22 protein-coding genes are annotated in these 22351 nt (G+C 56.9%); 7 read left to right on the top strand and 15 right to left on the bottom strand.

Annotated elements, in window-relative coordinates; genetic code table 11:
* Positions 1-29 precede the first annotated feature (29 nt).
* Complete coding sequence (locus tag DXZ77_RS00500; protein WP_115032332.1) at positions 30-1133, bottom strand: mannose-1-phosphate guanylyltransferase; 1104 nt, start codon at positions 1131-1133, stop codon at positions 30-32.
* Between the two features lie 380 nt (positions 1134-1513).
* Between DXZ77_RS00500 and DXZ77_RS00495 the strand changes: the two genes are divergently transcribed.
* Positions 1514-2920 carry a D-alanyl-D-alanine carboxypeptidase family protein gene (locus DXZ77_RS00495; protein WP_115029112.1) on the top strand — a complete coding sequence of 469 codons (1407 nt, stop codon included), beginning with the start codon at positions 1514-1516 and terminating at the stop codon, positions 2918-2920.
* Between the two features lie 4 nt (positions 2921-2924).
* Here the strand turns inward: DXZ77_RS00495 and DXZ77_RS11600 are convergent, their stop codons facing one another.
* The 6 genes from DXZ77_RS11600 to DXZ77_RS00470 form a co-directional block, all read right to left on the bottom strand.
* Entirely contained in the window at positions 2925-3857 is a 933-nt protein-coding gene (locus DXZ77_RS11600; RefSeq protein WP_147279134.1) for a hypothetical protein, read from the bottom strand.
* A gap of 21 nt (positions 3858-3878) precedes the next feature.
* Positions 3879-4325 (bottom strand): hypothetical protein, encoded by a 447-nt coding sequence (locus DXZ77_RS11595; protein ID WP_147279133.1) that lies wholly within the window; start codon positions 4323-4325, stop codon positions 3879-3881.
* A gap of 185 nt (positions 4326-4510) precedes the next feature.
* Positions 4511-4744, bottom strand: a complete 234-nt coding sequence (locus DXZ77_RS11590; protein ID WP_147279132.1) for a hypothetical protein — start codon at positions 4742-4744, stop codon at positions 4511-4513.
* A 162-nt stretch (positions 4745-4906) separates the two neighbouring features.
* Positions 4907-5791, bottom strand: a complete 885-nt coding sequence (locus DXZ77_RS00475) for an exodeoxyribonuclease III (protein WP_115029104.1) — start codon at positions 5789-5791, stop codon at positions 4907-4909.
* A gap of 48 nt (positions 5792-5839) precedes the next feature.
* Complete coding sequence (locus DXZ77_RS12555; protein ID WP_306747268.1) at positions 5840-6019, bottom strand: DUF6767 domain-containing protein; 180 nt, start codon at positions 6017-6019, stop codon at positions 5840-5842.
* A gap of 149 nt (positions 6020-6168) precedes the next feature.
* Positions 6169-8388, bottom strand: coding sequence for an NADP-dependent isocitrate dehydrogenase (locus DXZ77_RS00470; protein WP_115029102.1), 2220 nt, complete (start codon positions 8386-8388; stop codon positions 6169-6171).
* Positions 8389-8528: 140 nt separating this feature from the next.
* Here DXZ77_RS00470 and DXZ77_RS00465 point away from each other — a divergent pair, with 140 nt between their 5' ends.
* Together DXZ77_RS00465 and DXZ77_RS00460 are read left to right on the top strand one after the other, a co-directional pair.
* Entirely contained in the window at positions 8529-9167 is a 639-nt protein-coding gene (locus DXZ77_RS00465) for a hypothetical protein (protein WP_115029100.1), read from the top strand.
* A 207-nt stretch (positions 9168-9374) separates the two neighbouring features.
* Positions 9375-10355 carry a malate dehydrogenase gene (locus tag DXZ77_RS00460; protein ID WP_115029098.1) on the top strand — a complete coding sequence of 327 codons (981 nt, stop codon included), beginning with the start codon at positions 9375-9377 and terminating at the stop codon, positions 10353-10355.
* Between the two features lie 44 nt (positions 10356-10399).
* Here the strand turns inward: DXZ77_RS00460 and DXZ77_RS00455 are convergent, their stop codons facing one another.
* The 3 genes from DXZ77_RS00455 to DXZ77_RS00445 are packed head-to-tail and all read right to left on the bottom strand — an operon-like array spanning position 10400 to position 12430.
* Positions 10400-11176: a siderophore-interacting protein gene (locus DXZ77_RS00455; RefSeq protein WP_147279130.1), complete on the bottom strand. Its 777-nt coding sequence runs from the start codon at positions 11174-11176 to the stop codon at positions 10400-10402.
* A complete protein-coding gene (locus DXZ77_RS00450; RefSeq protein WP_115029094.1) occupies positions 11169-11573 on the bottom strand; it encodes a hypothetical protein in 405 nt (134 codons plus the stop codon). The genes DXZ77_RS00455 and DXZ77_RS00450 overlap by 8 nt, the downstream gene beginning before the upstream one ends.
* Positions 11573-12430: a bifunctional methylenetetrahydrofolate dehydrogenase/methenyltetrahydrofolate cyclohydrolase gene (locus DXZ77_RS00445; protein ID WP_115032330.1), complete on the bottom strand. Its 858-nt coding sequence runs from the start codon at positions 12428-12430 to the stop codon at positions 11573-11575. The genes DXZ77_RS00450 and DXZ77_RS00445 overlap by 1 nt, the downstream gene beginning before the upstream one ends.
* Positions 12431-12573: 143 nt before the next feature.
* On the opposite strand from DXZ77_RS00445, the gene DXZ77_RS11960 reads away from it, so the two are divergent.
* Positions 12574-13374 (top strand): hypothetical protein, encoded by an 801-nt coding sequence (locus DXZ77_RS11960; RefSeq protein WP_115029092.1) that lies wholly within the window; start codon positions 12574-12576, stop codon positions 13372-13374.
* A 63-nt stretch (positions 13375-13437) separates the two neighbouring features.
* Here the strand turns inward: DXZ77_RS11960 and purH are convergent, their stop codons facing one another.
* Positions 13438-15096 carry a bifunctional phosphoribosylaminoimidazolecarboxamide formyltransferase/IMP cyclohydrolase gene (purH, locus tag DXZ77_RS00435; RefSeq protein WP_258553050.1) on the bottom strand — a complete coding sequence of 553 codons (1659 nt, stop codon included), beginning with the start codon at positions 15094-15096 and terminating at the stop codon, positions 13438-13440.
* A 49-nt stretch (positions 15097-15145) separates the two neighbouring features.
* Complete coding sequence (gene purN, locus DXZ77_RS00430) at positions 15146-15838, bottom strand: phosphoribosylglycinamide formyltransferase (RefSeq protein WP_306746255.1); 693 nt, start codon at positions 15836-15838, stop codon at positions 15146-15148.
* A gap of 44 nt (positions 15839-15882) precedes the next feature.
* On the opposite strand from purN, the gene DXZ77_RS00425 reads away from it, so the two are divergent.
* Positions 15883-16824 carry a nucleoside hydrolase gene (locus tag DXZ77_RS00425; protein ID WP_115029090.1) on the top strand — a complete coding sequence of 314 codons (942 nt, stop codon included), beginning with the start codon at positions 15883-15885 and terminating at the stop codon, positions 16822-16824.
* Positions 16825-16828: 4 nt separating this feature from the next.
* On the opposite strand, the gene DXZ77_RS11570 is transcribed toward DXZ77_RS00425, so the two are convergent.
* Entirely contained in the window at positions 16829-18235 is a 1407-nt protein-coding gene (locus tag DXZ77_RS11570; protein ID WP_147279127.1) for a cell division protein PerM, read from the bottom strand.
* Positions 18236-18416: 181 nt separating this feature from the next.
* On the opposite strand from DXZ77_RS11570, the gene DXZ77_RS00415 reads away from it, so the two are divergent.
* Positions 18417-18920: a prepilin peptidase gene (locus tag DXZ77_RS00415; RefSeq protein ID WP_115029086.1), complete on the top strand. Its 504-nt coding sequence runs from the start codon at positions 18417-18419 to the stop codon at positions 18918-18920.
* Between the two features lie 102 nt (positions 18921-19022).
* Here the strand turns inward: DXZ77_RS00415 and sucD are convergent, their stop codons facing one another.
* Positions 19023-19913 (bottom strand): succinate--CoA ligase subunit alpha, encoded by an 891-nt coding sequence (gene sucD, locus DXZ77_RS00410; RefSeq protein ID WP_115029084.1) that lies wholly within the window; start codon positions 19911-19913, stop codon positions 19023-19025.
* Positions 19914-19938: 25 nt separating this feature from the next.
* Entirely contained in the window at positions 19939-21117 is a 1179-nt protein-coding gene (gene sucC / locus DXZ77_RS00405; RefSeq protein WP_115032324.1) for an ADP-forming succinate--CoA ligase subunit beta, read from the bottom strand.
* A gap of 441 nt (positions 21118-21558) precedes the next feature.
* Here sucC and DXZ77_RS00400 point away from each other — a divergent pair, with 441 nt between their 5' ends.
* On the top strand, positions 21559-22131 hold the full coding sequence (locus DXZ77_RS00400) for a M23 family metallopeptidase (RefSeq protein ID WP_181815976.1): 573 nt from the start codon (positions 21559-21561) through the stop codon (positions 22129-22131).
* Positions 22132-22351: the final 220 nt, after the last annotated feature.

Genomic DNA, 22351 nt, shown 5'->3' with positions numbered 1-22351 from the left:
CAACAAGAGTCTAACGAGAACATCCCAACTCACGTCAGCTCAGCACGGCCATCCGCCTTCAACATGTCGACAATCCCCTTTACCCGCTGCGCAGCCGCCCGTGACGTCACCAGCAACGCATCCGGCGTGTCCACAACGACGACATCATCCAACCCCAACACCGCCACAGTACGACCCGATGTCGAAGCCACCAACCCCGAAGCATCATCAACAAGAACATCCGAAGACCCCAACATACGCACCGCATCCTCACCCCCAGTACGCCCCAACAACTCATGCAACGACGCAAAGTCACCCACGTCATCCCACGGAAAATCCCCAAGAACCACAGCCACATCACCACGATCCGCAGCCGGCTCAGCCACCGCATGATCAATCGCAATCTTCTCCAAAGACTCCCACCGCTTCGCCAACGACGAAGGATCAGCAGCAATCCCCCGCAAATCAGCAGCCAACCCTGGATGAAAGTCCGCCAACATATCCAACAAAACAGACGCTTTCACAACAAACATGCCCGCATTCCAGCGATACTCGCCCGTCGCCAAATACCGCGCAGCCGTCGCAGCATCCGGCTTCTCCACAAAAGCCGCAACAGCACGCGCATGCGGCGCCCCCCGCACCTCCAAAACAGACCCCGTCCGGATATACCCAAAACCTGTCGACGGAAAAGTCGGCTCAATCCCCAACGTCACCAATTTGCCCGTACGAGCAACCTCCACCGCCTCACGAACCCGCGCCCGAAAACGCCCCTCATCCCCAATCACATGATCCGCAGCAAAAGACCCAATCACAGCCTCAGGTTCCACCGCCTCAATCATCGCCGCAGCCAACCCAATCGCAGCCATCGAATCCCGCGGTGAAGGCTCAGCCACAACTCCACCCTCACCCAACTGCGGCAACTGAGCGCGCACCGCCTCCTCATGCCGCACACCCGTAACAACAACCACATTCGTCCCAGTCAACGGCTCCAACCGAGCCACCGTCGACTGCAACAACGACGACCCATCCCCCAACAAATCCAAAAGAAACTTCGGCTCACCCGAACGCGACAACGGCCACAACCGCGTTCCAGACCCACCAGCAGGAACAACACCCCAAAAACCCTCAATAACCTGTGCCTGTTCGGTAAACATCACGCCCCCACAATCCCAGAAAAAGAAACCAACACCGCCAAAGACAACCCGCAAACGCAGGAAACCCACACAACGGCAACAACACGAACAGGCAAAACACCCGCTCACCACGCGACGCCCCCGCCATCCCAACTCCGCCGCCAGCCCATGACCTATAAACCCGCATCACAGACTCACCACCACGCTATCAGCGCACAACCACCCCACCCGAAACAGGACCAACACAAGATCACCAGCCCAACAACCCCCTCAATCCCACCCACGAACACACAACAAGGGCCCAGCAAGCAGACAGTCTCCGTACACTAGGGTCCGCATGCCCGGCGAGACCACCCCGACAAACAACGGCTGTCACGCCAAACCCACAAGGAGCAATCCCGATGGCCGACCCCACCGACGCGCCGCGACGACGACGCCTCGCGCAGCGACACGCACGCCACATCGCCGCGCTCACCACCGCAACCACCCTCGGCATCGCCCCCAGCCTCACCGCCAGCATCACCGCTAACGCCATCCAACCCTCTATCGCCTGCTCCCCCCAAGCCCCCAGCACACAACCAGACAAAGACACCCCCACCCCAAACACCCCAACCGACCCCACAGCCACCCCCGCAACACCAACAGCCACCACCACAACACCACCCGCACCAGGCACACCCACCACCCCTGTCAACGACCCCAAAACCAACGTCATCGGCGGCAACGCACTCGCCAACAAAGGCACCATCCTCAACCTCCCAACCGGCACTCCCCCGCCCCCGCCCCTACACGCCTGCGCATGGGTCATCGCCGACCTCAACACCGGCGACATCATCGCCGCACACGACCCACACTCCCGGTTCCTGCCCGCCAGCACCCTCAAAACCCTCACCGCCCTCACCGTCATCGACAAACTTGACCCCAACCAAGAAATCGAAGGCAGCGGCGAAGACATGGCCGTCGACGGAACCAAAGTCGGCATCGAAAAAAACGCCACCTACCCCATCTCCGCCCTACTCCAAGCCCTCATGCTCTCCTCTGCCAACGACGCAGCAAACGCACTCGCCCGCGCCAACGGCGGCATGGACATCACCACCGAACAAATGAACAAACTCGCCGCCCACCTCGGCGCAAAAGACACCCACGCAATGAACACCAGCGGCCTCGATGCCAAAGGACAAGTAACCAGCGCCTACGACCTCGCCCTCATCGGACGAGCAGCAGTCTCACACCCCAAACTCGCCCCCCTATTAACCCTCAAAGGCGCCCACTTTCCCGCCGGAGCCCCCAAACCCGGCCAACAACGCAAATCCATCGAAATCGGCAGCCACAACCGACTCCTCTGGAACTACCAAGGCACCATCGGCGTCAAAAACGGATACACCGTAGCCGCACGCCACACCTACATCGGTGCCGCCCGCCGCGGCGATAAGGCCTACGTAATCAGCTACCTCAGCTCCTTTGACGGCCACTGGCGCAGCTCAGCAGCAATGCTCGACTGGGCCTTCAACCACGGATCAAAAGCTCGCCCCATCGGACGACTCGTCAACCCCGGCGAACTCGACGCGCCACCCCCCAACAAAGAAAAACCCTCCCCACCCAAAGGAAAACCCACCACTCCCAAAGGTGGAAGCAACAAACCCGACAATGCCAAAGACACCCCCATCACCAGTGCTCAAGACGCCAGCCCCGTAGCAGCAACCAGCTTCCACGGACACACCAGCCTTCCCACCAACCTCGCGCTCGCCTTAAGCGGTCTCGCAACCCTCGCAGCAACAGGCGCACTCATACTCCACCGACGCCACTAAACCCTCACCACCACCACGAAACTCCCACAGGTCCAGCATCCACCTCCGACAACATCATCACCTGACGTTCGCCCTTCACTGACACCCGCGACACTCGCGAACGCCCCTGCCAGCTCGCCGCAACCGACATCGCCAACGGCTCATCCCCCGGGCAAAAAATCCCCATCACCACCAACAACTCCGCCGACGACGACAAAAAAGAAAACATCCCCTCATCCGCCCCAGCCGACAATCGATCCACCCGAACATCAACAACCGCACACTCCCCCACCCCCACAGGCGCATCCAACCGAATAGACGCCACCGACAACGCATGACCGTCCGAAGAAGAAACCACACCATCCACCACACCACCCCTCTCCACCACAAACACCAAATCACCAGCACCACCCGCAGCATGAACAGCTATCGGAAAGCGCACCACCCCACCGGAAGCACCTCCCACAACCAGCCGTACACGCAACGACCCCACCGACCGATCCCGCCGCAGCATCACCTCCACATGCTCACTCACCATCGCAGGCACATCATCAAACGACGTACCTAAACCTCTCGCCAAACCCTCCCGAACCCGCTCTGACTCCACAGAACGCCCCGCACCCCACAACATCGGATTCACAATCGGCACATCACGAGACTGTTCCTCACACACAGCCAGCACAGGGACCGGTCGGCCTCTAGCACGCGCCAACGCATCAACCAACACCCCCTCATCAACCCCCAACACATCCTCCAAATCCCCCAACGCAGCAATCGAGCTCGACCGCTCCGGACGCGAACGACCAGACTGCCAATAACTCAACGTCGCCGCGCTAACGTCATGGCCCCGCACAGCTAAGTGATAACGAACCCTCTCCAACGACAAACCCCGAGCAGAAACCGCCCCCCGCAACACCTCAGCAAAAACATCCCCCGACTCACACACGAAAACCACCACTCCACATAGACAACAAACCCATCACCACACCCAACGCACCCCATACTTTCCCGGCTTCGCCGCACAAAACACCACAGATAAACCAGCACCAGCAACACACACCGGCTTGACCAGCTCTTCCTCTCCATTTACACACCACGACTCCACCGACAACGGCCCCTGCCCCTCCTCAAAATCCACACACCACACCAACTCCCCCACATCCACCCCAAGCGCACGCGACACCCCGTACTCAGCATCCACCGCCCCCACTACCTCACCTCGAAACTCCACCACAGCCGCCTCACCCAACCGCAATGGACGCTCTAAAAACACTTCACTGACCTGGCCAGAGGCAGTCAACATTCGTCTTCCAAAACGACAATTCGACATCGCTCGCAACAACACTTGAGCACCATCAGGCGGACGAAGCGTCACCACCGACAAACGATCAACTCCATCCGCTTCAGCAGTCAAAGTAATCCGCACACGAAAACTAGATATCGCCCCAAACGCATTAAGGCGAAAAGATTCATGAAGAGACAACAACCTAATTGGGTCATCCCGCACATCCCCCCGCCAAACAAAATCCAAGGAAGAGCCCGCCCCCTCCTGGCCATCACAAGCGCACGATAAATCCTCACCACCTACTGACCGGCCAGGTACACCCGAAATTATCGACACCAGCCCCCCGGCGGAGCCCCCACAATCCGCTCGATTTCCCCAACAACCACCAAAGATCGATCTTTCAAAGGCACCGAACGCCCCGTCTGCCACTGACTTAATGTGCCCACTGAGACAGCCAGCCCCCGCTCCATTAGCTCCGCACGCAGCCCCGTCAACGTGAATCCAGCCTCTGCCACAGCAGAGCGCAACGCCCGCGCAAAAGTTACTTCACCTTCATTCACACCATCATCCTAAATAGAAAATAGATCTCTCAATAAACGGGCAACTATAAAACCGGAAAGAAAACAACAAACACATACGGCGCCAAAAGAGGCCAGTGCAGAACTATCCCAAACACGGAACCGCACCAAAGTGAACCCTCCCAGGGAGAAATCACATAAAACTCAGCAAAAATCCGAAATTACCGGAGCGTGATCACTCCAGCGCTCCTCATAAGTTTCAGCTCGTCCCACCCATACAGACTTAACAACCTCCGCTAATTCAGGTGTCGCCAAGTGATAGTCAATACGCCAACCAGCATCATTATTGAAAGCCTTACCGCGCCAACTCCACCATGTATACGGCCCAGGACCATCACCGCCATACCGGCGCCCCAAATCCACCATTCCCCAGTCCACCAGCCAACGGTCGAAAAAAGCCCGTTCTTCAGGCAAAAAGCCAGCTTTTTTCAGATTCCCCCGCCAGTTTTTTAGATCCACCTCACGATGAGCAACATTCAAGTCCCCAGTTACCAGAAGATGCTCCCCTGAAGCTAAAGCAGCTTGGAACCGCTGCGACATAGCCTCCATCAGGGCATATTTCTCAGCCATCACCTCCGACCTATCCACATCACCGCTATGCACATACGCCGAAACAACTGTCACCTTCTCAATACCGCTGCCCCACTGCCCTAAAACAGGCACTTCCAACCAACGACCTGCCGAAGCGAACGCTCGCCCCGAATCATTAAGACGCATCCGCTCTGAAAAATCCCCCGCATGCTGCAGAGCGATCGATCCCTCCATCGGCAAACCCGTGACCGCATCTCCCACACCACAACCAGGGCGAACCAGGACCGCAACACCCGCTCTCCCTGCTACCTCCCCCTCATGCAACGCCACTGACCACCCCTGCAGCGCGCTCTGCTCCAAAGCAGAATCTAATTGCGCACGCGAGGCACGTACCTCTTGCAGCGTCATAACATCCGGCGCCGACTCATCTACCCAAGGCAGCATGCCTCGACGCACAGCTGCACGAATACCGTTCACGTTGGCGCTCACTACTCGCATGAATCCATCATGCCCGCAGCATCACCCACGCCAACGTCAAGAAGGACCTCAGGCGGCCTCTTCTAGCCTTGTAAGTTTTTCCTGCAACAAGTTACGCAACTCCGGATCATTAAGAACCAAGTAAGCCAACTGACAATCCTTTGGCCCCGATGCCCCCGGCTGACACAAACGGCACGGCTCTCCAACTCGCACCACACACTGATCTTCACCACGCGGACCCTTACTCATCTGCATAAATCCACGGTAGATAGTTAAAGTTCGCTACACAGCCACACATTTGCGCGATGAAAACGACTACACAAAATAAGTGCGGTGGCTGCCTGCAAAACCCCAGGAACCACCGCACCCGTATGCTACAAATCACACGATCTCAGCGCTTACAAAGCGTCAATAATCGTATTCAACGTGCCACTAGGCCTCATAGCCGCTTCCACCTTCGCCACATCTGGGCGGAAGTAACCACCCAAATCCACTGCAACCCCTTGGGCAGCGATGAGCTCACGATCAATTTCCCCTGCCTTGCCAGACAACTCATCAGCAACAGCTGCAAACTTTGCAGACAACTCAGCATCCACTGACTGCCCAGCCAACTCCTGAGCCCAGAACAAAGCAAAGTAGAAATGACTACCTCTGTTATCAATTTCACCCACAACACGCGCGGGAGATTTGTTTTCTTCTAAGAAACGAGAAATAGCACGATCCAAAGCATCAGCTAAAACCTGTGCTTTCGGGTTACCTGACCTATTCGCCACATGCTCCAATGAAGCCCCCAGAGCAGAAAACTCACCCAAGCTATCCCACCTCAAATAGCCCTCATTCACGAACTGCTGCACATGTTTTGGAGCAGACCCCCCAGCACCAGTCTCGAAAAGTCCACCGCCAGCCAGCAGAGGAACCACCGATAGCATTTTCGCACTCGTGCCCAACTCAAGAATTGGGAAAAGGTCAGTTAAGTAATCACGAAGCACATTTCCTGTTACCGAAATAGTGTTTTCGCCACGACGGATGCGCTCCAAAGTGAAATTCATAGCCTCAACCGGCGCCAGAATCTCAATAGACAGACCAGATGTGTCGTGTTCTCCCAAGTACTCGCGAACCTTCGCAATGAGATTCGCATCATGAGCACGAGCGGAATCCAACCAAAATACTGCTGGAGTACCCGACAACCGTGCCCGCTCCACAGCAAGACGCACCCAATCACGCACTGACACATCTTGTGTACGCGCCATACGCCAAATATCACCGGCCTCAACATCATGAAACATGAAAACCGACCCGTCTTCAGCGATCACCTCCACCTTGCCCGACTCTGACATCACAAACGTCGTCGGATGTGACCCGTACTCCTCAGCCTTTTTAGCCATCAACCCCACGTTAGGAACATCACCCATCGTCGCTGGATCCAATGCCCCATTAATACGGCAATCCTCCATAATTGCCGCATACATTGTTGAATAACTGCGATCAGGAACCATTGCCAATGTTGCCTGGCGTTCAGCCTTCGCATTCCACATCTGACCACCATCACGCACCACAACCGGCATCGATGCATCCACAATTATGTCATTTGGAGCATGAAGATTGGTGATCCCTTTATCCGAATCAACCATCGCTAGCGCCGGGCGTTCGGCAAACGCCTCGGCAATCGCTTCCTCAATAGCTTTCCTGGTCTCATCGGGAAGTACCTGAATAGCAGACAATAAATCACCTAGACCCAGGTTCGGATTTACGCCTGCCTCACGCAGCTCATCGCCAAATTCTGCAAATACGTCAACAAAAAAGACCTTTACCGCATGCCCAAACAGCACCGGATCTGAAACCTTCATCATTGTTGCTTTCAAATGCAGACTCAACAGGAGATCATCACGCTTCGCCTCCTCAATCTGCTCTGCGTAAAATTTTTGCAATGCAGAAACACTCATGAAAGTGCCATCAAGGACTTCTCCAGGAGACGCTTGCAAACCATCAACTAAAGAACGAGTTTCACCAGCATCATTTGTGAAACGAATTTCAAAACCACACCCCTCAGCCACGACTACAGACTTCTCGTTGCCGTAAAAATCGCCATCACTCATATGCGCTACACGCGCTTTAGTACCTGCATCCCACTCCCGAAGGCGATGCGGATGCCGCTGCGCAAACGCTTTCACAGACGCAGGAGCCCGCCTATCCGAGTTCCCCTCACGCAAAACAGGATTAACAGCAGAACCTAAAACTTTTGCATAACGAGACGAAATATCCCACTCTTCATCCGTCGAAGGATCCACAGGAAAATCAGGAACAGCGAAACCTTGATCCTGCAACTCCTTAATCGCAGCCTTCAACTGTGGAACCGACGCAGAAATATTCGGCAACTTAATAATGTTGGCAGAATCATCTTGAGTCCATTCACCCAGAATAGCTAGATAATCTGGCACGCGCTGCTCATCCGTCAATCTCTCCGGAAACTGAGCCAAAATTCTTCCCGACAAAGAAATATCGCTTGTTTCCACCTCAACATCAGCATCCTTCACAAAAGCACGAACGATCGGCAGAAGTGAAAAAGTCGCCAAGGCCGGAGCTTCATCGGTCAACGTCCAAACAATCTTGCTACTCACAGGCTCTCCTTTGAGACACGACAAAACACAATCAGTGCCGACCCTACTTCCCCAAACCCCTCACCAAGCTAAGAAACGACAGAGCATCTACCGCACCCCGCACGCCACCACGAGCGCCCCAATGCGACACCATAGAAACCATGGCCGGATCCGCACACCCCCACATCATCTTCACCACCACCGACACAACCCTCACCAAAGACAAACTCGAAACCATCCTCGGCGACCTGTTCACCGGACACGAACCACCACCAGTAACCACCACCAGCGTCCTCAACGTCACACTCTCGCTCGGCAGCTACACCTTCACCTTCTGGTACGACGACGAAGCCGAAGGACTCGGCGACCGCTACGCCGAATACGCCCCCGCCCTCGAACAACGACGTATCTCACGCTGCACCACCATGATCGACTTCTCCGGCGACCACGACCCCGCTAACGAACACAACGAAGCCGCACGCACAATCATCGAACACCTCGCATCCTTGCCCGATACCTACGTCTTCTCCGAAGAAAAAAAGACATTCATTGCGATGGACTACACCGACCCATTCGCCACCCCCACCGAAGAACCCCCCACCCCCGAACTAACCACCGAAGAATCGCTACCGCCCGAAACCAACGACAAAGAAGACACAACACCAAAAGACGAACAGCCCAGCACAACAGAAACAACCGCAGAAAACAGCCCTCTGCCCCCTCAACACCCAACGCCCCAACCCGAAGCAAAACCCGACAAAAAACCCGGATTCTTCAAAAAACTCTTCGGCAGAAGCTGACCCACCACACCAAGCGTCGGCCCGCCCACGCACGGGCCGACCTCCACCATCTGTAACCCGCTACACAACACCCAGACACCCCCATTTTGGTAGCGTCAAACCCAAGACCGACTCGGTCCGATCGCGCGGCAGGCATCACCTAACGGAGCCAAACCGCACGGACACTCACACCAAAGCAGCACCGTCGCTGGAAGGGTTGATGAACCTGTGAGCACTACCCCCGTCAAGATCGCCGTCACCGGAGCCGCCGGGCAAATCGGCTACAGCCTCCTATTCCGAATCGCAGCCGGAGACCTTCTCGGCCCCAATACCCCCATCGAACTGCGACTCCTCGAAATTGCCCCAGCCCTACCGGCTCTCAAAGGCGTCGTCATGGAACTCGACGACTGCGCCTTCCCCACCCTCACCAACATCAAAATCGGTGACAGCCCCGAAGAAATCTTCGAAGACGTCGACGGTGCCATGCTCGTAGGTGCTATGCCCCGCAAAGAAGGCATGGACCGCGCCGACCTCCTTGCCGCCAACGGGAAAATCTTCACCGGTCAAGGCGCCGCACTCAACAAGGTCGCCCCCAAAGCCAAGGTTCTCGTCACCGGAAACCCAGCCAACACCAACGCCCTCATCGCCATGAAAAACGCCCCCGACATGGCCCCAGAGCAATTTAACGCCCTCACTCGCCTGGACCACAACCGCGCCAAATCCATGCTGGCCAAAAAACTCGGCGTGACAGTCGAAGAAATCAAAAACCTCGCTATTTGGGGTAACCACGACGACTCGATGTACCCAGACCTGTTCAACACCGCAGTGAACGGTAAAGCCGCCACTGAACTGGTCGAACAGACTTGGATCACTGAGGAATACATTCCCACCGTCGCAACCCGCGGCGGAGCCATCATCAAAGCACGCGGTGCATCCTCCGCTGCCTCGGCTGCTAACGCCACCATCGACCACATGCGTGACTGGATGCTCGGCACCGACGAAATCGTCTCCATGTCCGTGCCCTCCGACGGCTCCTACGGCGTACCAGAAGGCATCATCTCCTCCTTCCCATGCCACGTAAAAGACGGAAAATACGAAATTGTTCAAGGCATCGAACTCAATGACTTCAGTAAAGAGCGCATCATGGCATCGGCCGCGCGCCTGGAAGCCGAGCGCGACCAAGTCAAAGAACTTGGCCTGATCAAATAACCCCAACACAGTGAGGCGGCCACCCAGGTGGCCGCCTCACTTCATCACTGCTCCGGTCGGCCAGCGTTACGTCCCTCAGCTTTCGTCCAATACGCAACCGCATCAACCTGATGCCGATCCAAACCACCCTGCGTAACAAGAGCGTTACGTAGTTGCCTTACTGCCGCAGACTCCCCCGCAATCCACACAGAACTACGAGAAGAGACCTCACCAGGCAACGAAGCGGCCAGCTCACTCATACGCGAACCATGAGCAGCACCATCCCGATCCATCCAGACAACATCCACCTCAGCACCCGTCACAGACCTCACCGGCTGATGCTCAGCTGCATCCGCAACCTCAATAAACGCTCGCACCGGCAGCTCAGCAGTCAAAGAAGCAACAATTGCTTGCAAGGCAGGCAATCCCGTCTCATCAGCAACAAGAACTACCTCCTCGGCTCCTTCAACTGGAACAAAACCCCCGACAGGCGCAGTCAACATCAGCTCATCGCCCACCTGCACCTGCGACGCCCACGCTGCGGCCACGCCCCCGGGGTGCAACACAAAATCGACAGTCGCCTCACCAGCCTGCGTATCAAGCCACAACAGCGTGTATGTACGACGCTTTCGCCGAGCCCGCGACATCTCATCCGCATCACCGGTAAACCTATGTGAATCAGGAAAACTCAACTTGACCCGCTGATCCGGGCCCGTCGCCACCGCCTCAGCCAACCCAGACCCGCTAAACGTCACACGACGCATACGCGCAGTCACATCCTCAACTGCCGTCACAACGCATACACCCAACCCCTCGCGGGCACGACGAACCCGTTCAGTCACTCACATCCCCCAATTCACTTTGCGACGCCGAGACCGCCGCTCGTGCATTCTTTCTCGACAACACCAACATGACTAAACCCCACATGACCAGGGCAAAATCAGCGATTACTAGCCAGCGCACACTCATATTTCGAGTCACCAACATGGAAGCGCCGGCCATATTAATGACAGCAGTGCTGTACAACCACACATCCATCGACTGTGAACGTAATTGCACAGCACCTAAATCAAACCCACGCGACTCACCAAACACGCGCAGCAAAAGACAGACCGCCAAACCAATAGCGACCAGCCCACCACCAATCAACACGCGCCCAAAAGCCGCAAAAACCAGGCCAACGACAGTGACCGCCGCCAAAGCCCACCACAATCCCAGCCCCGCGAACGGGTTACGCATCAGACCTCAGCCAACCCTGCCTGCCGCTCCGCAGCCTCAACAAGATTGCTCAACAACATCGCACGCGTCATCGGACCCACACCACCAGGATTCGGTGAAACCCAACCCGCAATCTCAGCAACGTCCAAAGCCACATCACCAGCAATTTTCCCGTTTACACGCGAAACACCCACATCAAGCACAGCCGCGCCGGGCTTAACCATCTCTTTCGTCACGATGCCCGGTACCCCAGCAGCTGCGATGACAATATCTGCCTCACGCGTATGCGCAGCCAAATCCTTCGTCCCCGTGTGACACATCGTCACCGTCGCATTCTCTGAACGCCGCGTCAACAACATTCCAATAGGCCGCCCCACAGTCAGCCCACGCCCAACAACCACCACATTCGCCCCAGCCAAAGGCACATTAAAACGACGCAACAATTCAACACACCCCAACGGAGTGCATGGCAACGGCGCTGGCCGATTCATCACCAAACACCCCAAGTTGTACGGGTGCAACCCATCAATATCCTTAGCCGGATCCACGCGCGACAACAACGCAAACTCATCCAACCCCGTGGGCTGCTGCACAATGAACCCCGTCACCTTGGGGTCCTCATTCAACTGATCAATCAGCTCTTCAACCTGCGCTTGCGAAGCATCAGCCGGCAAATCATGCCGCATGCCGCGCACACCAATCTGCTCACAATCCCGATGCTTGGCATTCACATAAATCTGCGATCCCGGATCCTCACCCACCAAAACCGTAGCCAGCCCAGGGACAACACCACATTCACTCAAACGCGCCACCCGAACCTTCAACTCTTCCTTAATGGTCGCAAGAGTGGACTTTCCATCGAGAATGCCAGCAGTCATGGCATGCATCATTTCACAGCCAAACTCGGCTCTCGCTTTATCCTGAAAACAATCCCCCACCTGAACTCTGATCACCCTCTCCCCCAAAGTAATCCAGCACAACATACGGTCACACAGCCCAACTCCTAGAGAGGCAGCCACGCGTGCGGACTCATAACCACCCTGTAGTACGCCTGACCACCACACTTCTGGCACTCACCACACTCTCTGCATGCGGCCCCACCCCCAACAGCACCCCCACCATCACCACCACCGCCACCGCTGCCGCCACAAACAACAACACACCCCCCGCCCCCAACACCACGACACCAACCAGCACCACCCCCACCATCGACCCCACCACCGTCGCCCGAATGACCGGCGGAAACGGCACATCTTTGAAATACATGCTCGGCGAATCGTTCCTACCCGTGGGATGGAACGTCACTACCCCCCGAGACTCCGGCGGCTACCGCATGAACATCTGCGGCGTAGACATCGAACCGCACCCTCCAGTCGATACAACCGCAAAACGCTGGCAACAAACCCCTACCGGCCCATGGATTGAACAACACATCCGCACCTACGAAGGCAACACCGCAACCAACATCATCACCGCACTCAAAACACGCATCACCGACTGCCAGCGCTACACCGCTACCGACACCCACGGCGGATCCAGCACTTACACCGTCTCCGGCCTCACCCTCCGCAGCGCCGACCCCGATACCATCACCTGGCGACAACAACTCATACCACCACCGCCACCGGCCACAACAACACCCACCTCACCCGCTGCAACACCCTCCCCATCCAACAGCCCCACCCCCCACCAACTCACCCAAGACGTAGCCCTAACCAAAATCGGTAACACCACCGTCATGCTGATCTCATACGCCGTCGACCAAACCCCCTCCGTTCCCCTCCTCGACGCCGCACTCTCATACTTGAAAAAACGCCACTAAACTCACCCAACGCAATGGCCCGGTCCCCTCTCAAAGGAACCCGGGCCATCCGCATCACATCACTCAGTGCGCAAAATGCCGTGTACCAGTGAAGTACAAAGTCACACCCGCGCTCTCAGCAGCAGCAATCACCTCATCATCACGTACAGACCCACCAGGAGCCACGACCGCACGCACCCCAGCATCAATCAACACCTGCAAACCATCCGCAAACGGGAAAAACGCATCAGAAGACGCAACCGAACCCTGAACCCGCTCCTGGCCAGCGCGCGACACCGCCAAACGACACGAATCAACACGGTTCACCTGTCCCATACCGACACCAACCGATGCGCCATCCTTAGCAAGCAAAATGGCGTTCGACTTCGTCGCACGCACAGCACGCCACGCGAACTGCAAGTCCGCCAACGTCGCCTCATCGGCAGCAGCACCCGCCACAAGCATCCACCGCGCGGCATCATCACCATGCCCAGCTGAAGGCTTGTCATCATCAGAAACTGGAACTTCAGCATCGATCAGGTCGCGCTGCTGAACCAGCAAACCGCCCGAGATATGCCGCACCTCAAAACCCTCACGCACAGGCGTAGGCGTCTTCAACAACCGGATGTTCTTCTTTATCCGAAGAATATCCAAAGCCTCTGGCTCGAAATCCGGCGCAACAACAACCTCGGTGAAAATATCCTTCACCATACGAGCCATCTCCGCCGTCACTGGACGGTTCACAGCAATAATGCCGCCAAACGCGCTCGTCGGATCACACTCATGCGCCTTCCGGTGAGCAACAGCAATCCCCTCTTCCTCCGAAGCGATAGCTATACCACAAGGATTGGTGTGTTTGATGACAGCGCACGTCGGCTGATCCCCATGATCATGGCAAGCACGCAACGCTGCGTCGGTATCCACATAGTTGTTGTAGCTCATCGCTTTACCGTGCAATTGCACAGCCTGCGTCAAGCCCTCTACACCACCGGCATAAAGCGCCGCGCTCTGATGAGGATTCTCGCCATAGCGCAACACATCAACGCGCCGATACCCCGCCCCTACCCATTCAGGAAAACCTGAATCTTCCGGCGCCTGCTCCACCACCGAACGGCTCATCCACGCCGCAATCGCAACATCATACGAAGCTGTCATCGCAAAAGCCTGCGCAGCCAACTTCTTACGCTGCTCCAACGTAAAACCACCGGCACGCACAGCCTCAGCAGCCTGCGCATACTGCGACGGATCCGTCACAATCGCTACCGACTGATGATTCTTCGCAGCCCCACGAACCATCGATGGACCGCCAATGTCGATCTGCTCCACCGTCTCATCAACACCCGCCCCCTGAGCCACCGTCTCCTCGAATGGGTACAGGTTGACAACAACCAATTCAAATGGCTCCACACCCAACTCACCCAGCTGCTCCAAGTGGTCCGGCTTACGCGTATCCGCCAACAACCCTGCATGCACGTTTGGGTGAAGAGTCTTCACACGACCTTCAAGACACTCCGGGAACTTCGTGATGTCTTCAACATTCACCACCGGAAGACCCGCTGCCTCAATAGCACGCGCCGACCCACCCGTCGACACCAGCTCCACACCTGCATCGTGCAAACACGTAGCAAACTCAATCAAAGACGTCTTGTCATACACCGACAACAAGGCACGCCGAACAGGACGACGCCCCTGCGCATCACTACCAGCAGCAGGGCCAGACGCTGCACTCACTTTGACAGCCACAACTCTCCTCTAAAACAACAACCCGAACAAAACAAACAAGCTCAATGCATCAAACCACGCACGAGCCACCACTCATCCTGCTCTCACCACCAAACAGCACCCTGCGCCCCTGAACACGCGCACCATCCACCGCCAAACGCCGCACCACCTCCACCAACATCTCCCGCTCAACTACCTTGATACGTTCATGAAGCGAATCCTCAGTATCACCATCAGCTACAGCAACCACCCGCTGATCAATGATCGCTCCAGTGTCGACACCTGCATCAACAAAGTGACACGTAGCTCCCGTCACACGCACCCCATACGCCAGCGCATCTCGCACCCCATGAGCGCCAGGAAAACTCGGCAACAACGCCGGATGAGTATTGATAAACCGCCCCCCAAACCTGGCCAAAAACGCTTGCCCAACAATTTTCATAAAACCAGCCCCCACCACCAAATCCGGCTCGAAAGAAGCAGCAGCCTCCATCAATGCCACATCCCACCCACTCCGATCCGCAAAATCCCCCACCGGAACCACAAACGTCGGAATCCCAACTCGCTCAGCACGAGCCAAACCCTCAATCCCCCCACGATCAGCACCCACGGCAACCACACGCACCGGATAGTCCTCATGCGAGGCAATCGCATCTAGCAATGCCTGCAAATTTGTGCCCCCACCAGAGACCAACACCACCACAGACAGCGGCTTATCCACCGACACGCCACCTGGAAACAAGCACAACAAATCACTAGTCACACAACGAGCCTAACTGCCACACCCACAATCGCTACTCTGCGCGCATGAACGCAACCCCCACCATCATCCTGGACTGCGACCCCGGCATCGACGATGCCATCGCCATCCTTCTCGCCCAAGGACACCCCGACATCAACCTCGCCGCTATCACCACTGTCGGCGGCAACTCTTCCCTCCACAACGTCACCCACAACGCACTCGCCCTAGCAACCCTCAGCAACATCACCGCACCCATCGCAGCCGGATGCGCACAGCCCCTCAACAACACGTACAAAAACGCCACCCACATCCACGGCACCGACGGAATCGGCGGCATCACACTGCCCACGCCTGACCGCTCCACCGATCCCCGCCACGGCGCACAACTGATCATCGACACCATCATGACCAACGACCCCGACACCATCACCCTGGTCCCCATTGGCCCGATGACCAACATCGCCACCGCGATAACCATCGAGCCCCGCATCATCAACCGCATACACGAAGTCGTCTTTATGGGTGGAAGTCACGGAACCGGCAACGTCACCCCCGTCGCCGAATTCAACATCCACGCCGACCCCGAAGCTGCATCTATCGTCCTCAACGCCGACTGGCCCATCACCATGATCGGCCTGGACCTCACCCGCCAAGCCATCGCCACCCCCGAGGTCATCACCTCCATCCGCAACATCAACACAACCACCGCAACCCTTGTAGCCGACCTCCTCAACACCTACAGCGCGAACTACCGCACCACCGGTAGCTCCCACACCGGAGCAATCGTGCACGACCCCTGCGCAGTTGCACGTGTCCTAGCCCCCACACTCATCACCTGCATCCCTGCCCCCATCCACGTCGAGCAACACGGCACACTCACCCGCGGCATGACCGTCACCGACCTACGCACAGCAACCACCGCCGACTGCCACACCCGCACCGCAACCCACCTCAATACCGACGGATTCTGGGAACTTGTCCGTACCGCCCTTCGACACCTCCCCTAGAAGATCACCGACGCCCTGACGTAGCGGGCTCTTTCGCGCTCTGCTCCGGAGAAACAAAACGAGCCCGCAACACCATCGAGGCAAACACCACCACCCACGCACCCGCCAACATCTCAGCAGCCAACGTAGCTCCCATAGCCACACCACTAACTCCTACATCCACCAGACGCTGATTACCCAACGACCCAGCCGTCAACACACCAACCGCGCCCATCATCACCGCACACAACAGCACTGCACCAGAAACCACCAACAAACGCCCCAACAACAAACCACGCCCAGATCTAGGAGCCAAACCAGCACGCCCAGCCTCACGCACGCCAACCGCAGGCAAAGCACTCCCCACACTCCGCAACGCCCACACAGCCACACACATCCCCACCACCACAGGAACAGCCACCGACGCCGTCATCCACCCCGGTAATGGCCCAGGATCGGGCAAGGCGCCCAACACCGGCACCAACGGCACCGGCTCCACACTCGCATTACCCCACGTGATCAACGTGTCCTCACCAATTGAAAAACCAGGCCCTGCAGCGAAACCCACCGCCCACGTAGCCAACGTCAACGCATACGCCAACTGCACAACCGTGAACAAAACACCGCCAACCAAACCCGGACTCACATAGCTATTCACCACCTCAACACGCTGCCACCCAACAACCACCGCAGCCACAACCGCAACAACTCCCGCAGCCAACAACACCACCACACCACGAACGGCCGGGCCAACAACCCGCTTACCCCAATCAGGAACATCAACCCGCCAAAACCACCCCAGCCGCGGAATAACCCGTCCCAAACCACCCTCAAACCGACGCTGAACAGCAACCACAAAAGCAATCACAGGCCAGCACACACCAGCAAACGGCGCCCACAACACCGACGCAGATATCCCCTCAACTCTGGCCAATACCGCCACCAACACCAGTACTACTGCATACCCAGAAACAAAACCGACCCCACCACGAACTACATCTCGCCGCGCACCCGAACCAGTCAACTCCACCGAACTAGCAGAACCACCTGCATCCGGCATGCGCCCCAACAAACGTCCACCAGCCCACACCAACGACCCCAGCGGCACCACAGCTGCCAACCACGGCACCACGCTGACTGTTTGCTCCTGAATCAACAACGGCACTCCCTGGGCGAACAACCACGTTTGCAGCCCAAAAACCACTGCACCCAGCCCCGAGCCCGACCCGGTCGAACCAGCCAACCACCCCACTAATACAAACAACACAAACAACACACTCGACACCAACGCCGCCCATACAGCTTCAACAACACCACCAATAAGCGGCGGCCTCTTCACACTCACAGACGACAACGAACCCGGTTCACCCGCGGAGGAACCACGCGGACCACGGCGACGGAACTTAAACGAAGGCATACGTAGCGCAGACATCCCACCCATCTTCCCCGCCAACCCTCAAACACCCAAGCACCACGACACCCCAAACACATTCACCCCAGACACAACTACTCCACAACCCCTCCGCACTCACACATCACCCCAGACAACCCCAGCGGCACCAACCTCACAGCGACCACCATGAAGCCACCAACACAACCAGCGGAGACACACCATGCTCACCCCGATAACCATCACCATCACCCTGGACATTGGTTTCCTCTTATGGGCTATCCCCCTCACCTACAACGACATCCGCTACCACCGTTTACCCCGACCGCTGACCCTTGGCGCCATCGCAGTCCTGCTCGCTGCCGGCATTCTTCTATGGGCCACAACCACCCTGATCACTAACGACCCCTCCAGACGGCACAATCACCTCGCCACCGCAGCAGCAGGCGCACTCAGCCTTCGCCTCCTCTACCGTTTACTCCACCACTGCGCCCCTAGCAGCCTCGGCCGCGGAGATGTAACGCTTGCCCTACCGCTAGGAGCCATCCTCGGCTGGCACAGCATCGACACCCTCATAATCGGTGCCTGGCTTGGCTTTGCTTTCTCCGGTATCACCGCCCTCGCACTTCTGCTCACTCGACAAGCGCATCGCTACACGCACATACCCCACGGCCCAGCCATGCTCATCGGTGCTGCATGCGCCATCAGCGCAGGACACCTCACCTAAGTCACAAAGACACAACCACTACACCTATTTGGCTGACCTTTATAACTTCTTCCCTCTGACGCCTACACGCGCACCCATCTGGTAACACTGCAAGCAAACGGATCAAAGCTCAGAAGTCATGAGCTCGCGCATAAGATTTGCGGTCTCCGTAGGAGTCTTCCCCACCTTTACTCCAGCAGCCTCAAGAGCGGCTTTCTTTGCATCAGCCGTACCTGCTCCACCAGAGACAATCGCGCCAGCGTGCCCCATGGTCTTTCCCTCCGGAGCCATAAAACCGGCCACATACCCCACAACAGGCTTCGTCACATTCTCTTTAATGTAGGCAGCTGCTCGCTCCTCAGCATCTCCGCCGATCTCACCGATCATGACGATGCCTTCGGTCTGCGGGTCAGCTTCGAAAGCCGCAATCGCATCAATGTGCGTGGTTCCCACAATCGGGTCACCCCCGATACCGATTGCCGTGGTAAATCCAAGGTCCCGTAACTCGTACATCATCTGGTACGTCAATGTGCCTGATTTAGAAACAAGCCCGAGCTTTCCTGTAGGGGCGATGTCTGCCGGCGTGATGCCTGCGTTCGACACCTCAGGAGTGATGATGCCTGGACAGTTCGGACCAATAATCCGTGTAGTCCCTTTGGCCTGCGCGTAGTTGAAGAACTCGGCAGTGTCCTTGACCGCAATACCTTCTGTGATGACCACGAGCAATGGCATCTGAGCATCTACTGCCTCGATCACCGCGTCCTTAGCGAACTTTGGGGGCACGAAGACTACCGAGACATTGGCACCTGTCTGGGCCATTGCTTCGGCCACTGTGCCAAAAACCGGAACAGTGTGCCCAGCATCGAACGTCACCTGCTGGCCCGACTTATGCGGGTTAACACCGCCAACAATGCGCGAACCAGCTGCCAGCATGCGCTGCGTGTGCTTCATACCTTCAGAGCCGGTCATGCCTTGAACAATGATCTTGCTGTCGGCGTTAAGGAAAATAGACATTTGTTCCCTCTCAAGTGCTCGCAGATCAGTGGCTCACCGCAGCGAGTTCGGCAGCCTTGCGGGCACCGCCGTCCATGGTGTCTTCGATGGTGACAAGAGCGTGACCATAGTCAGCCAAAATGCCTCGCCCCTGCTCGACGTTGTTGCCATCCAAGCGAACCACCAAAGGCTTGGTCGCCTTATCCCCCAACTTGTTGAGTGCACCTACGATGCCGTTCGCTACCGCATCACATGCAGTAATCCCACCGAACACATTTACGAACACAGCTTTGACCTGCTCATCTCCGAGAATGACGTCCAGCCCATTTGCCATAACCTCAGCAGAAGCACCACCACCGATATCAAGGAAGTTAGCCGGTTTGCTCACTCCACCGGTGTGCTCTTGACCTGCATAGGCAACGACATCGAGGGTGCTCATCACTAGCCCTGCGCCATTACCGATAATGCCTACGTTGCCATCCAGCTTCACGTAGTTAAGACCAAGCGACTTAGCTTTCGCTTCTAGAGGTTCCTCGGCAGCTTCGTCTACTAGGTCAGCATGGCCTGGCTGACGGAACACTGCATTGTCATCAAGAGTGACTTTTCCGTCTAGTGCAACAATCTCGCCGGAAGCAACTTTGACGAGAGGGTTCACTTCAACAAGCGTGGCATCTTCGTCACGATAGACCTCCCACAGCTTCATAAGTACTGGCGCAACTTTTGTTGCTGTATCAGCGTCAAATCCTGCAGCAGCAGTAATCTCGTCTGCTTTTGCCTCGTCAATACCCACGTTCGGGTCTACCGCTACACGCGCTAGCGCTTCAGGACGCTCGACGGCAAGTTGTTCAATTTCCATACCGCCCTCTTTGCTGCACATGGCAAGATAGGTGCGGTTAGTTCGATCTAGCAGGATTGAGAAGTAGTATTCTTCTTCAATCTGAGCGCCTGCCGCTATCATCACTCGGTGTACAGTATGTCCTTTGATGTCCATCCCGAGGATCTGCTCAGCATACTTTTCAGCCTCATCCGAGGTTTTGGCGACCTTAACTCCCCCAGCTTTACCCCGGCCGCCAGTTTTCACTTGGGCTTTGACCACAGTTACTCCGCTTGAGATTTCTTCAGCAGCAGCACGGGCCTTTGCAGGAGTATCAGCGGTTTTACCAGCAAGCACGGGAACACCATGCTTCTCGAACATGTCTCGGGCTTGATATTCGAAAAGATCCACGAGGGACAACCTCATTGTCGTCGGGTGGCTCATGCGTCACTGGCGCACTCTGCCGCGGTTTACTTCTGCAGATGACATCTCGAAGGTACAGGAAAAGTGAGTTTCAACACCGGAAAGATATCGCGGTCAGCGAAATATAGTTATTGACCAGCATATTCAACAGTCGTATATACATATATATTTTTCCAAAAAGAATTTTGTAAACGTTATCATCGGCGTGTCGCGGCGATGTGGTGTGACCTCATGTCACAAATCCATAACGGAGTTGGTAGTGTCACCCCCGTTCGCCCCCCTGATGGCGAATCGGCATATGCCGCCCTGCTCGACCACGCATCACCGTCGAAGGAGTCGGTCGAGGATTCCCTGTGCTTCATCTGGGGAAGTGGGGTACGCCGCGTGCAAACGCGGCAGCAACTGCCGCACCCCTTAAGAAGGAATACGATGTCGCAATACCAGGGACGCCACCGAGCGCAAAAACAGCAAAACAACGTCGGACGCGGAATTGTCGCTTCAGCTGCTCTGGCAGCCGGCATCGGCCTAGTGGGCAACGGCACCGCTGAAGCAGCCGCCCCCGCAATCGCCGGACAGACCGCTGCTTCCAGCGCAGCACAGGCCGCAGTTAAGTCCTTCGCCTTCGCCGCTCCCGTTACCGGAACCCATATCTCTTCCGGCTTCGGAATGCGCTGGGGCCGCATGCACAAGGGCGTTGACTTCGCTGGCCGTAAGGGAACCCCGATCCGCGCCGTTGCAGCCGGACGCGTCACCGTGGCAAGCAACCTTGCTGGATACGGCAAGGTCGTTTACATCGACCACGGCGATGGCACGCAGACCCGCTACGCACACCTGAACTGCTTCTCCACCAAGGTCGGCGAGCGCGTCAAGGCTGGCGAGAAGATCGGTGAACTCGGCAACACTGGACACTCCACCGGACCTCACCTGCACTTCGAAGTCCGCATTAAGGGTCGTGCGATCAACCCCCTGCCGTGGCTTGACGCCCGCGGTGTTCGTCCCTGACGAAATCCACAGACTTCTTACGAGGAGATCGGGTCGCCTGGGGGTATAAAAAGGCGGCCTGACTCCCCGGGCTCGACGTTCAGCTGAGACAATCGTTCCGATGAATGGCTGCACCAACAGCCGGTAATAGGTCAGAAATCTCATCCTGCTTTTCTGCCCTACGGCCCAGGCTGTCATCGAGTGCGCCTACCATCCGGGAGCGGGAATACTCCAAACCTGC

Origin of the sequence: Dermatophilus congolensis (assembly GCF_900447215.1) — a bacterium.
Taxonomy (GTDB): Bacteria; Actinomycetota; Actinomycetes; order Actinomycetales; family Dermatophilaceae; genus Dermatophilus; species Dermatophilus congolensis_A.
This window is presented reverse-complemented; position numbering and strand designations above follow the sequence as displayed.

Bases quoted from the DNA above. Each gene is read 5' to 3' on its own strand.
- DXZ77_RS11570 (WP_147279127.1), bottom strand. From the start codon at position 18,235: ATGTCTGCGCTACGTATGCCTTCGTTTAAGTTCCGTCGCCGTGGTCCG.
- DXZ77_RS00500 (WP_115032332.1), bottom strand. From the start codon at position 1,133: ATGTTTACCGAACAGGCACAGGTTATTGAGGGTTTTTGGGGTGTTGTT.
- DXZ77_RS00475 (WP_115029104.1), bottom strand. From the start codon at position 5,791: ATGCGAGTAGTGAGCGCCAACGTGAACGGTATTCGTGCAGCTGTGCGT.
- DXZ77_RS00400 (WP_181815976.1), top strand. From the start codon at position 21,559: ATGTCGCAATACCAGGGACGCCACCGAGCGCAAAAACAGCAAAACAAC.
- DXZ77_RS00445 (WP_115032330.1), bottom strand. From the start codon at position 12,430: ATGACTGCTGGCATTCTCGATGGAAAGTCCACTCTTGCGACCATTAAG.
- DXZ77_RS12555 (WP_306747268.1), bottom strand. From the start codon at position 6,019: ATGAGTAAGGGTCCGCGTGGTGAAGATCAGTGTGTGGTGCGAGTTGGA.
- DXZ77_RS00415 (WP_115029086.1), top strand. From the start codon at position 18,417: ATGCTCACCCCGATAACCATCACCATCACCCTGGACATTGGTTTCCTC.
- sucD (WP_115029084.1), bottom strand. From the start codon at position 19,913: ATGTCTATTTTCCTTAACGCCGACAGCAAGATCATTGTTCAAGGCATG.
- DXZ77_RS00495 (WP_115029112.1), top strand. From the start codon at position 1,514: ATGGCCGACCCCACCGACGCGCCGCGACGACGACGCCTCGCGCAGCGA.
- DXZ77_RS00450 (WP_115029094.1), bottom strand. From the start codon at position 11,573: ATGCGTAACCCGTTCGCGGGGCTGGGATTGTGGTGGGCTTTGGCGGCG.
- DXZ77_RS00425 (WP_115029090.1), top strand. From the start codon at position 15,883: ATGAACGCAACCCCCACCATCATCCTGGACTGCGACCCCGGCATCGAC.
- DXZ77_RS00465 (WP_115029100.1), top strand. From the start codon at position 8,529: ATGGCCGGATCCGCACACCCCCACATCATCTTCACCACCACCGACACA.